13 protein-coding genes are annotated in these 14766 nt (G+C 62.1%); all 13 read left to right on the top strand.

Features of this window, described 5'->3' with window-relative positions; genetic code table 11:
• Positions 1 to 11 precede the first annotated feature (11 nt).
• From ACR0K5_RS04295 to ACR0K5_RS04235, 13 genes are read left to right on the top strand one after another with little or no spacing between them, the layout of a single operon-like run.
• Positions 12 to 452 (top strand): phage tail protein, encoded by a 441-nt coding sequence (locus ACR0K5_RS04295; RefSeq protein WP_480628479.1) that lies wholly within the window; start codon positions 12 to 14, stop codon positions 450 to 452.
• Positions 453 to 466: 14 nt separating this feature from the next.
• Positions 467 to 817, top strand: a complete 351-nt coding sequence (locus ACR0K5_RS04290; protein ID WP_480628478.1) for a hypothetical protein — start codon at positions 467 to 469, stop codon at positions 815 to 817.
• Complete coding sequence (locus ACR0K5_RS04285) at positions 814 to 999, top strand: DUF6760 family protein (RefSeq protein WP_480628755.1); 186 nt, start codon at positions 814 to 816, stop codon at positions 997 to 999. The genes ACR0K5_RS04290 and ACR0K5_RS04285 overlap by 4 nt, the downstream gene beginning before the upstream one ends.
• Positions 1000 to 1016: 17 nt before the next feature.
• Positions 1017 to 1433 (top strand): phage tail protein, encoded by a 417-nt coding sequence (locus tag ACR0K5_RS04280; RefSeq protein WP_480628477.1) that lies wholly within the window; start codon positions 1017 to 1019, stop codon positions 1431 to 1433.
• A gap of 17 nt (positions 1434 to 1450) precedes the next feature.
• Positions 1451 to 2479, top strand: a complete 1029-nt coding sequence (locus tag ACR0K5_RS04275) for a hypothetical protein (RefSeq protein WP_480628476.1) — start codon at positions 1451 to 1453, stop codon at positions 2477 to 2479.
• A gap of 3 nt (positions 2480 to 2482) precedes the next feature.
• A complete protein-coding gene (locus ACR0K5_RS04270) occupies positions 2483 to 3187 on the top strand; it encodes a CIS tube protein (RefSeq protein ID WP_480628475.1) in 705 nt (234 codons plus the stop codon).
• Positions 3168 to 4277: a phage late control D family protein gene (locus ACR0K5_RS04265; protein WP_480628474.1), complete on the top strand. Its 1110-nt coding sequence runs from the start codon at positions 3168 to 3170 to the stop codon at positions 4275 to 4277. Before ACR0K5_RS04270 ends, ACR0K5_RS04265 begins: the two co-directional genes overlap by 20 nt.
• Entirely contained in the window at positions 4274 to 4912 is a 639-nt protein-coding gene (locus ACR0K5_RS04260; RefSeq protein ID WP_480628473.1) for a phage baseplate assembly protein V, read from the top strand. The genes ACR0K5_RS04265 and ACR0K5_RS04260 overlap by 4 nt, the downstream gene beginning before the upstream one ends.
• Entirely contained in the window at positions 4912 to 5208 is a 297-nt protein-coding gene (locus ACR0K5_RS04255) for a PAAR domain-containing protein (protein WP_480628472.1), read from the top strand. Before ACR0K5_RS04260 ends, ACR0K5_RS04255 begins: the two co-directional genes overlap by 1 nt.
• The gene (locus tag ACR0K5_RS04250; protein ID WP_480628471.1) at positions 5208 to 5648 is read left to right on the top strand and encodes a GPW/gp25 family protein; all 441 of its coding nucleotides are present in this window, start codon (positions 5208 to 5210) and stop codon (positions 5646 to 5648) included. The genes ACR0K5_RS04255 and ACR0K5_RS04250 overlap by 1 nt, the downstream gene beginning before the upstream one ends.
• Positions 5645 to 10795, top strand: a complete 5151-nt coding sequence (locus ACR0K5_RS04245) for a baseplate J/gp47 family protein (RefSeq protein WP_480628470.1) — start codon at positions 5645 to 5647, stop codon at positions 10793 to 10795. Before ACR0K5_RS04250 ends, ACR0K5_RS04245 begins: the two co-directional genes overlap by 4 nt.
• Positions 10792 to 12672 carry a baseplate J/gp47 family protein gene (locus tag ACR0K5_RS04240; protein WP_480628469.1) on the top strand — a complete coding sequence of 627 codons (1881 nt, stop codon included), beginning with the start codon at positions 10792 to 10794 and terminating at the stop codon, positions 12670 to 12672. The genes ACR0K5_RS04245 and ACR0K5_RS04240 overlap by 4 nt, the downstream gene beginning before the upstream one ends.
• The gene (locus tag ACR0K5_RS04235) at positions 12669 to 14762 is read left to right on the top strand and encodes a hypothetical protein (protein ID WP_480628468.1); all 2094 of its coding nucleotides are present in this window, start codon (positions 12669 to 12671) and stop codon (positions 14760 to 14762) included. The genes ACR0K5_RS04240 and ACR0K5_RS04235 overlap by 4 nt, the downstream gene beginning before the upstream one ends.
• Positions 14763 to 14766: the final 4 nt, after the last annotated feature.

Raw genomic sequence — 14766 nt, 5'->3', positions numbered from 1 at the left:
GGAGGAGTGACATGGCCAGACAAGACCCGTTGCGCAATATGCGCTATCGCCTCGAGATCGACGGGATCGATCAGGCAGGCTTTGCCGAGGTCGCCATCGGTGATCTTTCCAACGAACCCATCGAATATCGCGAAGGGGACGAGATCACGACTGTCCGCAAACTGAATGGGCTGACCAAATACGCCAACATCACCCTGAAATGGGGAATTACCGACTCGCTGGATTTGGCCGATTGGCATCAGCTTGTCGTCGATGATGCGACCCCACTGGATGATGCGCGGCGAAACGTGGTGATCCGCATTCAGAATGAAGCGGGCGAAGACAAGGCGGCTTACGAAGTGACGAAAGCCTGGCCCTGCAAATACGACCCTACAGACCTGAACGGCAAAGGCAACGAGGTGGCAATCGACACGCTCGAGCTTTGCAACGAAGGCATCAAACGCATCCAGTAGGAAAGGTCTGAGACATGACGATCCAAACCGAAATCGAGTTCACATTGCCGCGCGGCTATGTGGACGCCGATGGCAACCTGCACCGGGAAGGGCGCATGCGGCTGGCAACGGCGGCCGATGAAATCCTGCCGCTGAAAGACCCCCGCGTGAAGCAAAACCCGGCCTATCTGGCGATCATCGTGCTGTCCCGCGTTATCACCAAGCTGGGCGCAGTGCAGGACGCCAACACCAAGGTGATCGAAGGGCTGTTCGCCGCCGATCTGAATTACCTGCAAGCCCTTTACGAACGTTTCAACGCAGATGGCGACGCTGAAGAGATGGCCCCCCAACGCCAGGAAGGTTTCGGTCTGGTGGGGGAAGCCTGACGCTTTATCCCGTCGGAGAGCTCTACGAGGAGATGGCGTTCATTGCGTATCATTTTCATTGGTCGGGCACAGAGCTCATGGCGCTCGACCACGCCGAAAGGCGGACCTGGGTTGCCGAGATCTCGCAGATCAACCGGCGGCTTGATGGACCTTCTGGCGCACGCGCGCTCGAGGCTTTGTAAAACGGAGGAGGTGACTAATGACTGACCCGCTGCGTGGTTTCCGGTTCCGGATTGAAGCTCAAGGGCTTGATCGCGGTGGCGTCATGTCCGTCGGCGGGCTTGAGCGGACAACCGAGACCGAGCCTTACCGTGAAGGCGGCGTCAACGATTATGACATCCAGCTGATCACCAAAAGCACGCAAGCCACGTTGGTTCTGAAGCGCGGACTTTTGGATGCCTGGTTCTGGGATTGGCACGAGGACGTCGTGTCCGGGTCGATTGAACGCCGGACCGTCTCGATCATCCTGATGGATGAGATGGGCGGAGAGGCGTGGCGCTGGATTTGTGCCGACGCACTGCCTACGAAATGGACCGGTCCCGAGCTGGATGCCGGCGCCAATGCAGTTGCGATGGAAAGCGTCGAGCTGGTCCATCACGGGTTGTCGAAGCAATGATTGGCGCTCGGACACTCATGACCCCATGGCGGTCCGCAGCCCGACAAACTTTTGGTTTGGTGAATGTCGGTTGGCCCCGCCATCGCCTGGGCCGCCGTACGGTATCCACCGGTGTGCGGGCCACCGGGCCGGAGCGCGTGTTTCGTAATCCAGCGCAGACTCCGGTGACGATCCACGCGTCATCAAATTCGATCATAAATATCGCTGAAACCCAGATGACACTGGCGCCTCGGTTCGAACTGCTTTGGCAGAACTTCATCAAAACGGTGTCCGCAATCGCGGCGCAGCAAGGCCGCGCCGCTAGCGAACAGGCGCAAATAAGGCGCGTAAACAGCCCGGCGACCAGGGTAAACGAAAGCCTTGTCGCCCGCACCGAACGCATCTTCCTGTCCCGCTTGGTGCCCGCTGCAATGCCCCAGTCAAACCGAGCTTCACGATCCGCACTGCAAGACCCGAAAGGCACCAAGTCAGGTGTCTATGTGCGGGGCACCCGCCCGGCAGCGGCGGTTGATCTGCCGACGCCAATGGCTGGATTGAACGGCGCATCCGTTGACGCACCTCAACAGCCGGAGCTTCGGCAACCCTTCCGTTGTGGCCATTTGCGCTGCGCTACCGCCCGCTTGCAGGCTCGGGCCAAAAACACGCCACACCGCGCGGCTCCGCGTTGCGTCACGACCGTTGCCTTGCGGGTGTATCGGCTGCAATCGGGTCAAAACGGCTTCAAACCCGACGAAGTCAGCGCGGACCATGGTGCAAACCGTCAACATACCTCGTCTAAAGTCACTGCCCGCGTCCTCGCCGACCGCCCCAGCGGGCATGACGCACATCCGAAAACCTCTACCGATCTGCCGCGCACCCCAACCGAGCGTCGGTTTCGCGCCGCGCCGAAATCAGCACCCGCTGTGCCGCCCGTCGCGCCACCAACACCCACAGCGGTGCTGCCGGAAAACAATCCAAACATCGATGTCTCCAAGCTTGAGCGCGTTATGTGGCAACGCTTCGAAAAGCGCCTGCGGATCGAGCAGGAACGGCGGGGAAGGACCTGAACCATGACCCAGCAACTTGTAAAAGCCAAAGTCAAAATCCTTGAAGGACGCAATAAGGATGCCGAGATCGAAGTGCATTTTAACCCAACCGAATATGCACTTGAATACGGTGCCAGCTTTCAGGAAACACCCGTCCCCGGGCTTTCGAACCCGATCCTGCAATTCGTGAACGGTGCCGCCGAGGTTCTGAGCATGGACCTCTTATTCGATACCTATACCGACAGGGGGGGCAGCGACGTGTCAATCGACACCGGAGCCTTCACCCAAATGGTTGCCATAGACGGCGACACCCATGCACCGCCGCGTGTCGAATTCAGTTGGGGGGCTTTCACCTTCCGTGCCGTGGTCGAGAAGATATCGCAACGCTTTACGATGTTTCTGGGCGACGGAACGCCGGTGCGGGCCACACTCAGTGTCACCTTCAAGCAATACCGAACCATTTCCGAACAGTTGGAAGAACCGCGCCGCAACTCGGCCGACAAGACCAAGCACCGCGTGTTGGGCAAGGTCGATGGTTTCCGCCCGACGCCCGTCAGCCTCTGGGCCCTATCGGCGGAAGAATTGGGCGATCCGCAATTCTGGCGTCAGATCGCGCGACACAATCGGGTCGAAGACCCGCGCACCCTTTCTCCAGGCGACGTAATGATCGTGCCGCCGCTGGAAGGCTTCGCAACAAGGGAGAGCCTCAGTGGACGTCGAAACACTTGAGCAAAAGCACGGCGACTATTTCGCGCCGGCATTTGTCGTCAAGATTGGCGGCGAAGATCTGGTGCGCGACATGCATCTGACGGTCGCTTCGGTGTCTGTGGATCTCAAGGAAAAGACGGCCGGGCGGTTCTCGATCACGGTCACCAACGCCTTTTCATGGGAAGACCGCGAGTTCGTGGCCGGTGCACGTGATGAACGAATTGAGCTTTTGGACCTGTTCAAGTTCGGCACCGAGGTCGAAGTGAATCTGGGCTATGGCGAACCCGCCCGGCTGGACCGCGTGCTGGAAGGTACGATCACCGAGTTGTCGACGGATTTTGGCTCGGGCGGGGCGCCGCAGCTAGAGGTTTCGGGCTATGACAAGCTGTTTGCTCTCGGGATCGGGAAGGTCACTGATTACCTCGAAAACGAACCAGACAGCGCTTATGTGTTGAAGATAGCCAGGCGTCACGGGCTGACGCCGGACATTACCGATACCACGCCCGCCAAACCCCGTATCGAACAGAATGAAGAAACCGATCTGGCGTTTTTGGAAAAACTGGCGGGCCGGAACGACAATTTCACCTTCTACATCTCGGGCGACACGCTTTATTTCGGCCCGCGCCATCAGGACGAAGACGCCGAGATTGCTTTGCCCTGGGGCGGCGGGCTGACCACGTTCTCGCCCGAGGTGAATCTGGGCAATCAGATCGCGGCGGTCGAGGTGGTCGGCACCTCGGAAGAGGGCGAACAGATCGTGGGTCGCGCCGAGCAGGGCGGAGAAACGGGCCGCGACCCAGGCGACCAAAGCGGGCCCGAACGTCTGGCCGAAGCGCTGAGCAGCGCGCCTGTTCTGCGGGTGCGCGCGGGAATTCACACGCAGGACGAAGCCGACGCCAAGGCCGCGGCCATCCTGCGCGAACGCGCCCAAAAGTTCCTGACCGGAAGCGCTGAGTGCATTGGCCTGCCCGAGTTGAGGCCCGACATGAACGTCGCGTTTGAAGGTCTGGGGCAAGGGTTTTCAAAGACTTACTGGATTAGCGCCGTGGTGCATTCGATCTCGGGTTCAGGATTCACCACCTCTCTCACCGTCGAGGAGCCATCGATATGAGTATGATGCAAATGATGGGCGGTGCGACCGCCGAGGCAGACAGGGCATCCGACGGTTTCCTGCGCGGCCTAGCCTTCGGTATCGTCACCGACAACGAAGACCCCGAGGGATTGGGCCGCATCCGCGTGCGACTGGAACTGCACACAGACGACCAGCAAAGCTTCTGGGCCCGGATTGCCACGCCGATGGCCGGAAATGAAATGGGTCTCTATTTCTTGCCCGAGGTCGATGACGAAGTGTTGGTTGGCTTTATCAGCCAGGATCCTGCGCACCCTGTTGTGCTGGGGGCCGTTTGGAACGGTAAAATGCCTCCGCCCGAGACAAACAATGGCCAAAATGACCGTCGGTTGATCCGCACGCGCGCCGGGCACGAGCTGCGATTCGACGACGGTGACGCCAATGAGATCGAACTGAAACTGGCGGCGGGTCCGCGGATTTATCTGACTGAAAACACGGCGATTCTCGAGGATGGCGGTGGCAACAAGGTCGCCATTGAATCCGGTGAAATCATGATTGAGGCACAGCAGAAAATCAAACTGTCCGCCCCGCAGGTCGAAATCGATGCCTCGGGCACAGCCGAGTTCAAGGCGGGCGGCACCTGCAAAGTCAAAGGCGCTATGGTGGAGATCAACTGATGGGACAACCAGCTGCACGTATGAATGACGCGACCAGCCACGGCAAACCGCTCAGCCCGGGTCCGGGGGCGGTCACGGTCCGCATCGGCGGCCAGGCGGCCTGGCGCGCGGCGGTCGATTTTCACGCCTGTCCTTTGTCGAACGGCCCGCAACCACATGTGGGAGGCGTCGTCGCCAAGGGATCTACGACCGTTCGGATCGAAGGCGCATTCGCCGCGCGGCAGGGTGATCAGATCGTGGAAGCCGGACCGCCCAATGCCATCGCGATGGGTTGCATGACAGTGAGGATCGGATGATGAATCGGCTCGATATCACCGATTTCCCGGCCTTTTTGGGGCGAGGGTTACGCTTCGGACGTGGTGACACCCGTCGCGGGATCACATTCGACCCCCGCTGGGGCCAGGTCGAGATGTCGGAAGGTGGAGAGGACATCAAGGAAGCGATCTTCATCATCCTGTCCACGCGCCGCGGCAGCCGCGTGATGCGGCCAGATTTTGGGTGCGGGATCAATGAGTTGCCATTCCAGCCCATCTCGTCGCAGTTGACCGCCGAAATCCAGCAATCGGTTAAAGAAGCGCTTCGCCGGTTCGAAGCACGGATTGAGGTGGATGCGGTCAAGGTCGGCACCGACGCCAGTCTGAACGGTGAGCTGAGCGTCGATATCGACTACCGGGTGCGGACGACCAATCAGCGCGGCAATCTTGTCTATCCATTCTACTTTCAGGAGGGGACATGACACGGCGACCCTCCTATCCCCCCGTTGATCCCCGGCGCACCCGGGCCTTGCGTCAGACTTTGTTGCGGGATGTGGCGTCGATGGCATCGTTCTGGCGCGGGGCACAAGAAGACACCGGCGCCGACCGGGCGTTGATCGAAGCCGCCGCGCGGTTGCAGGAAGAAGCGACGAAGCGGTTGGACAAGACGCCCGAACGCGATGCGCTGGCCTTCCTCGACATGTTCGATATCGCCCCGCCGCAACCGGTGGCCGCCGAGGGGCTGACCGCGTTCGCACTGAAAGAAGATCGCACCCGTCCAGTCGATGTACCTGCCAGAACCGGGATCGAGATCAAGACGGAAGACGATAAGGCTCCATTTGAAACCATGGTTCCGTTGCGCGCGCAGCCTGGCCGGATTTCCCTGCTGGCCAGTGTCGATCCGGGTTCGGACAGGATCGAGATTGCACCGGCTTCGGTGACTGCGCTGGAACCTGATCTTTCGCGGCGTCCCGAATACCGGCTGCTGACCGGCGCGCCCGCAGAAAGCAAGGTGGTCGCCATTGAACCCATCGTCGGGCTCGCTCCGGGCGACTTGTTGCGGGTCGATTTCACCGAAACCGATGGCCGCGCGCCGGGGTTTCACGAGATATCCGAGCTTGCCGAGGATGGCCGCGTTACCCTTACCGAGCCGATTGGCGGGGCGGGGCTGGTCCCAAGTGCCATAAAAAGTCTGTCGCGCCAGACGGCATTCGATGCCTTCGCGATGCCAAACCGGCAGGAACACGGGTTCTATCTGGGCGATGGCGACGCGTTGAACGTCAAGGAACCCGCCGAGTTCACGCTAGCCTTTGACCCGCCGGAGGTCGCTGCCGATCTGATCGCGGGCGGCGCACGGTTCGAGCTTTTCGGCACAGCGGAATCGATGTCGCCACCCGAAGACACGCCCCGCTGGCACGAGTTGGTTCCGCTGGCCGCGCCCGGCGACGATCTGGTGCTATACAAAGCCTGGACTGGGCCGGTCGACGAGGTTGAGTTGGGCGTGCTCAAGTCCCGTTTCATCCGTATTGTTGCTCCCGGTGGCATCTTTGCGGATGCAGGTGCCCTGATGGCCGGCCCAAGCGAATTACGCGAAGTTAAAATCGGGGTAAAAACCGACCCACCTGAAGAGGCCGGTGGTGACACCATCAGCCAGGTCGCTCATAATGGGCAGCCTTTGTCTGTTGCGGACGCCTTCCTGCCGTTCGGGGCCGAACCCCTGCGGTTTGACGTCTTTTCGCTGGCCGCTCCCGAGGCGTTCACCAAGCCCAACGCCGAAGCCGTGCTGGACTTTGAACTGGCCGATGCGACCATGCTGGCGCTGACACAAGCGGTGCGCGCCGATGGCGACCGGCATGTTTACGGCGTGTCCCGCAACGGTCGCCTTCAGGTCATGGACCTGACCGAGGTGCCGGTGTTCCGCGAAATTGAGGGACCGGCGGAAGATACAGGTGCCGGTGGCCTAGACCCGACAGCCGGGATCATGTCGCAAGGGGCATTTGTTCAGTCCGTCGGGATTTCCAGCGACTATGTGCTTGCCAGAACGCTTACGGGAACGTGGCAATTTACCCGCATCAGATTCAGCCGGAACGTGCCTGATCAATCCGACACCAGAATCTCTCAGGTCGGCGAGTGGGCTCCGCTGCCAGCTCTCCCAGCGAATGCTCTGGCGGTTGATCCTGATAATGTGCCCGAGCAGCCTGCCATTGCGCTTTCGGCGACATTAAACGGCTTCATCTACGAAACCGAGGTTTACGCCGCCACCAGCGTGGGCCTCTACAAAACCGAAATCGATGGCGCCGGAAATGTCGCCGAAGGCTGGACGCAGATCGACCTTGCCCCGGATATTACCGGGTTTGAACCCCCGCTTTCGCCGATCCTGACCCGGATCGAAGACACGCAATTCCTGGCAAACGATCTTGTGGCCGGATTCGACCGCCTGGGCTTTCTGATCGTCGATACAAATCAGCTCCTCTGGCTGGTACAGCCGAATGAGGCGCTTGCCGCCGACCGGATGGTCAATCTGGGGGTCTCTGTCGCCTCGACCGCGCGTCCGGCAGGGATGTTCCATGATAGCGGTAGCCAACTTGTGGTTGCGGCGGTCGATGGGGATACGCTGACCCACCAGAGTTTCAGCTATCCGGCACTTGTCCCCGGGCTCAGCACCAGTCTGACCAGTCTTCCGAACCAATGCTCTGTCAGCTTTCTACCGGACATGACCCCGAACCATCCGCCGCACGTTATTGCCTATGCACCTTCCACAGGTTCGGGCGAAATTGTGGAATGGTCACCTGATACCGCCCCCGCGTCGCAGGCGCGCATGGCTGTGTCCGCAGGCATATCGCTTGAGGCGGGCCAGGCCGCTGTGGCGCTGATGGCAGTCTTCCCGCGTCGTGAAGGAGATGCCGACTATGATGAGGCCCGCGCCCGCGTGGTCATTGCTGGCGAAGATCGCACGGTCTACATGCTCGAATTGAACACGGCGGTCGAAATAGATCTCTACAGCAGTTGGGTCGCCGTTGAACAGGATCCGGCAGCGCCTCCTGATTTGCCCGAGATTGCGGTTTTGCAGGTTGACACCACGCCCGAGGCCGCTGTCCTTACCAATCTGGATACGGTGGGGGAACGGCAAGGCGGCTCTGATGTTGTCAGGCTTCCCGCGACCACCGACATAGGATTTGGTGCGATTGCCTATCGTATCGAAGACATCAGCGAAGAACGTGCGGGGGACCTCGATTTGGTCAGCCGCGAACTGTCCGATCCGGGCGGTGCCAACCTGAACCTCGATCCGGGCGATCTGATAATTGTCAGTTTCGGAGCCGTGAGCCCTGAATTCAGGATCTTTCAGGTTGATAATGTTCTCATGCCCGATGCCGTGGTCTTACGGGCTCCTGACAATCCACTGCCCGGCATGCCTCCGGTCGTCATCGACACGCTGATCCTTGGCGGCACGACACCCGTAGGCTGGCGCCGCGCTCAGGAAAGAGGCCGCGTCCTGCCCGGCGAGGCTGCGGAACATCGAAACACCCTCGTCGAATTTGCCGATTCCGTTCCCGCTTTTGCCGGACCGTTTCACAGGCCGGACGTGCTGGCTGAGACCGAGGCTTTGGACAACACGCCCGACGCGGTGCCACGCGCGATCCTGCTGGACTGGACAGGGCAGCCGCCTTCCGGCGCGCGCATGAAAACTGCGGCCGCTGAAACTGAATTCCAAGCACTCACCGCCACACCCATTGCCCAAGGGTATTCCGGCCCGCAATTGTCGTGGGAGTATTACAATGGCGAAGGCTGGAAACAGCTGACCGAGGGGCTTGGGGACACCACCCAGAACCTTGCTCGCAACGGTTCCGTCCGGTTCACTGTGCCCCGCGATCTGTCACTGGTCGAAATAGGTGGACAGGAAGATTACTGGATACGTGCCCGGTTGATCGGCGGAGACTACGGGCGGCCCAAATACATCGTCGAAACCAACGGTAACGAACAGACGATCACGGTTGATACCAGCCACATGCGCCCGCCCGAGGTGGTGCGGCTGGTCGCCTCATTCACGCTTGGCCCCGATCACTTGCCCGACCATCTGATTGCCCGCAACAACCTGCAAGACATTGACGTCACCGGCGCCAATGGCCTGGCGGGGGCGACCATCACCATGTTCCGCGGTGCCGATGCGCTGCCGTTGACACCGGCCCCAACGATTGACCGACCCGTGCCCGGACCGGCCATTATCGTCGGGTTTTCCCAACCGCTGGCGACCGGCACAGTCTCGCTTTTGCTGGACGTCGAAGATCAGGAGCCGGGGGGTACTCTGGAGGTTGATATTCTGGGCCCCGAAGCGGTTTGGAGCCCGGCTCCGCTGACCGGCGAGGATGCGACGATGGGGCTGACCCGCCCGGGCCTTATCAGTTTTCAGATCGCCACGCCGCCCGCACAGTTTCAGCTTTTGGGCCAGCCACTGCACTGGGTGCGTCTGACAACACCGGACGCGGGATTTGTTCCCAAAATCAACGGTCTCTACCTGAATGGCGTGTCGGTGATACAGGCGACGACCGTCGAACAGGAACTTGTTGGTGCCTCATCGGGCGAGCCAAATCAGGAATTCCAATTGCGTTCGACCCCGGTCCTGACCGGATCGCTGGAATTGCGCGTCCGCGAAAGGCTGGGCGAAGAAGAAGTTGTCGCCTTGCGCGCTGCACAGGGCGACGGCCCGGATCCGGTGCTGGACGCCGTGCCGAAATTGCCGGGTCAGTGGGTGCTCTGGCGTCTGGTCGACAGTTTGGCCGGGCAAGGCGGGGATCGTGTTTTCCGGGTGGATGCCGAAGGCCGGGTGCGCTTTGGCAATGGTCGCGACGGTCGGCTTCTGCCCGCCGGACGCGACAACCTGCGGGCCTTCCGCTATCGCGCCGGTGGACAACGCATCGTGACCTCGGCCTTCGCCGCCGCTGCGGCCACCGCAACAGTGGAAGCGCTTGACCTGATCCTGGCCCCCATCGCGATTTCGGGCGGGCGTGATTTGCCTGAAGTGCCCGAGCTGATTTCGCGCATGCCCGATGTGCTGCGCCGCACGACCACCGCCCTGACACTTTCAGATATCGAAGCCGCCGCGCGCGACGCGGATAATGAAATCGCGCAAGTCCGGGCTTTCGCGCCGTCGGCTATGCGCGACCGGGTTCTGGTTGCTGTTCTGGCGCGAGGCGATAGCCGTCTGACAACCTACAGCCGCGCCGCCCGCGATAACCTGGCCCGTGTGCTGACCCGGTCCATGTCGGATGCCTGGGGGTCTGAGTGCCTCAATGTCGTCTCGGTGGATTTTGTTGAGCTTCAGGTAGACGTCACCCTGGTCGCCAATCCCGGCAGGCAAACCGAACTGGAGGCCGAAGCCGGAAAGCGCCTGGGTCGTTTCCTTGACCCCGCGCGTGGCGGGCCAGACGGTGAGGGCTGGCCCCCAGGACGTCCGCTGTGGCCCACTGATATTCGCCGAGCGCTGATGATGCTGGACGCTTTGGACCGCATCGACAGCACCAGGATCACCGCCAAAGACGGGCGCGACCCAGCGCGGATTGGCTCCGCCGAGGTGATCGCGGCAGCCGCTCAGAGCGACATCCGTGTGCAGGTGCAGGAGGCCGCGCAATGACATTCGTACCCGAGCTTGACGACATTGACTTCGACCGGTTGGTTGCCGAAGGCCGGGGTGTCATTCCACGCTATGCGCCGGACTGGACGGATCATAATCTGCACGATCCAGGGATCACGATCATCGATTTGATTGCCTATCTTGTGGATCGCCAGATTTACCGCATCGGCTTTGTCGGCGACAGCCTGATTGGTGCTTTTACCCGGCTGATGGGCGTGACCCCGGAAGGACCGAGCCCCGCCCGTGTGCTGATCTGGCCAGCGGCTGGGGGTCCTGGCATCCTTGATCTGGAACCGGGCACGGTGATCGAGACACCTGATGCCGACGGGGCCGCATGGACGCTGGACGCGCATATCCGAACCGTTGCCGCTCAGATCGCCGATTTTGCAACGGTCAGCGGCGACGGCGACCACAAGCTGCTGGGTCCCGGTCTGGCCGAGGGTCGCGATCCCTTGCCGATGTTGCCCGTCTCGGGTGGTGGCCCGCGAAGCCTTGAGTTTATGCTGACGCAAGAAATCCAGCCCCTGGAAAATGACGGTTTCATCTCGCTGGGGATACTGATGCGGGCCCCGGCGCCCAAAGGCGCGGATTGGGGCCCTTGCGAGGTCGATCAATGGGACGAGGGCGGATACTGGCGGCCGCTTGAGACGCGTGACCTGACCGGTGGTCTGGCCCGTGACGGTGCCGTTCTCTTTCGGATACGCGATACCGGCGCCGCCAGCCGCTTTCGCATTCGACTGGATGCCGGGTTCCGCCCGGCCACCGTAACCCTGACGCGGGTTGGGCTGAACGTCCTGCCCGCGACCGAAGGGCATGTGGTGCCTGCTACGGTCCTGACGGAAGGCACCGGATTGCCTGACCAGTCCGTCCCTCTGAAGACCGATGATCTGGTCGAGGATGGCCATCTGATCCCACCACTGGACGGCCTGATCTACCCACTGACAATCCGCGTAACCGATGGCGGGGCTGAGGTGGAATGGACCCGCGTCACCGATTTTGATGCCTCTGGTCCCGACGACACACATGTGCGGATCACGGGCGATGAAGTGATTTTTGGCAATGGCCTGAATGGAATGATCCCACCGCCCGGTGCCCAAATCAGCCACGATGATCTACGGCGCACCGCAGGTGCGGCAGGCGCGGTCGCCAGCGGATTGGACTGGCGCATTGCAGGTCTAACTTATGGTCGGAATCTGACACCCAGTTCAGCCGGACGCGACGGCGATACCTTGGCCGATCTTGTGGCCCGCGCCCGCGCGGTCGCGAAGGGGCGGGATGGCCATCTCCGTTCGGACCAGCTGGAGGATGAACTGAAGGCCGCAGCACTCGGTCTGCAACGCGTCGACGTCACACCGCGCCGCCGCCCGGCTCGCGAAGATGCGGAGATGCGAGGCAGCCGCACCATTTTGGTTCTGCCCACGCGTGATGCAACGCTTGAACCGGTTCCCGCCGACCCGGCCATCCTGACCCGGATAGACCGGGATATTGCCCCCGGCCGCTTGCTGGGCGAACGTTTGCACGTCTCGCCGCCCATGTACCGGAATGTGGACATTGCTGTGACGCTTGTAGTCGAAGCCGATGCCGATGTGGAAGGGGTTGAAGCCGCTGCCAGATCACTTTTGCACGCGCGGCTGTGGGACCTGCCGCGCGAACCGCATCAACCGGTCGAGCCCTGGCCCGCCGGGCGCCCTGTCACCGTAGGCGAAATCGAAACGCTGGTCGCAAAGCTGCCCGAGGTCATCCGCGTCACCGACTGCCGTATCGCTGTCGCAGGGTCGCCGTTGACCCGCGACCCGATCCCGCTGGGTGATCGCGAAATTGCGCTTGGCCGCAATATCGATGTGAGCCTCCACCGCAACAGCGAGGGCACGCCATGACCCATCCCCGTGATCGCGTCTACCGTTTCCGCAAGCTGACCCATTGGGGCCGGGGCTATGCTGAAAACCTGACCTTCGGCAGCGGCGAGGACGAAGCACTGGCAACCCGCACGGCCCTTCGGGCGCATCGCCTCGGTCCGCTTCCGGGTGGCGAACGCATAGTGGCTCTGACGGTCGACCCGGGCGGAAGGGCCGTGGTTCTTGGCAGCGACGGCGGACTTTGGGCATTGCACGGCGCTGGTTTTGTCCGGCTGACGGCAATCGACGCGCCGCTGGTTCAGGCCGTGCAACGGGTGGTGCTGGGGCAGCGCTTCGGCTGGATCGCAACGGGCGGAGATATCGTCCGCTTTGACATGCGCACCGGGGATCGCATGGGCTCTTTCGCAGCGCCCGGCTGGCAGGTTGCCGACGCTGTGCCTGATCTCTGCGACGGCGTGATCGTCATCGAAGAGCGGGAGACTACCACGCGCCTGCGCCGGATCCGGCCCGAGGGCGAAACCATGGACACCGGCCTCCGGTTGGAAAACACCCATGTGATCGCTGCCGCCCGGCTGCACGATAGGGCCGCCATCCACCTTGTCGCGCAGGCCTTCGGTGCCTGGCGTATCCATCGCATCGATCCCGGCGACTGGAGTGTGCGGACCAGCACCTACGCCACCGATCCCCGGCGCACGCCCGGTCGCGCCGTCACAATGGACGGCACCGGGCGTTTAGTCTTCGCCGCAGGGGACCGCGCCGTCTTCACCGCCGCCGAAGGGCTGCTAGAGCCACGCATTGATATCGACGGGCCCAACAGCATGGGTTCCATTGTCGACCTGCTGGCCTTCGACGGGGCGCTATTGGCGGCGTCCGAGGCGGCCCTTTACCGCGTCCTGGAAACCGCCGAAGCGGCCGAGGCGCTGTCGGCGCGCTACCTGACGCCTGTTCTGCGTTCGCCCCTTGGTGACCGGCAGGGATGGCAACGCGCTGATATATTTGCAGACCTTCCCGAAGGCGCGCAGGCCACCATTCGCAGTCGCGGTTTCACCCGCAGCCTTGACGCTTTGCATTACCAATCGCTCCTGCACAGCGATCCCACCGATCCCTTCATAAGAAACGGGTGGAGCGATGAGACGGCCAGTATCCATAACGGCACCGGTGCGCCCGGACCGCTGCGCCATTTCCTGGGCGATGTCCGGGACGAATATCTGGCCTTGAACATCCATATCTCGCTGCCAGCCTGCGCGCCCGCGATCCTTATCAAGGGGCTGGATGTGCTCTATCCCGACCGGTCACTGATCGAGAGCCTGCCGGATATCTATGCCACCGGCGGTGCAGGCGAGGTGAAGACGCGCCGGATGCTGGCCCCTTTCCAGGCGCTGGCCGACGAAATCGACGATCTGATCGGCGATGCGGTCCGCCGGGTCGATCCCGCCACTGCCGATGATCTTTGGGCCGGGTTCCTGCTGTCGTGGCTGGGTCATGGCAGCTTCTCGGGCCTGCCCGCCGATCTACGCCGCGCCCTGTTGACCGCGCTGCCCGAAATTCTGCCGCGCCGGGGAACGTTGGACGGCCTGACGCGGGTGATGACAGCATTGGCTCCGCGCGGTTTTCGCATCCAAGATAAATCGCAGGGCCCGGACATCTGGGTGCTGCCCCGCGCCGACGACCCGATTGGCGCGCGGCTTGGCCGAGACACGGCCACAATCGGACACCGCCCGCAACCCTGGGGGCTGGGCGGCCGTTTCAGGCTGGGCGATGCACTTCTTGGCGGCACCTGTTTCGATCCGGCAGCGGCGCAATCCTGCGGTGCTGACGTCGCGATCCACGTCTATGGCGGTGACGACGCACAAGCCGAGATCGGGCCCTTCACCGACCGGATCATCCGCGCTTTCGTTCCCGCGAATACACGTACGCAATTCGTCTTTGGGGCGACACCGCCCCCTGAAACGCTGGATACCGATCCCGGCGACACAATCCTCCTCACCCTCGACGCAGGCAGCGATCCGCAGCTTGGCGTCTGGACCCTGCCCACGAGCGGCCCCGGGGCCGAACGCGAGGCCCGAACCGTAGACGACGCAGTGCTCGATGGATCGCTGATCCTCGAATGATGCG

The organism is Ruegeria sp. AB9 (assembly GCF_056542585.1).
Note: the sequence above shows the minus strand (reverse complement) of the source record. Positions and strands in the feature narration are given on the sequence as shown.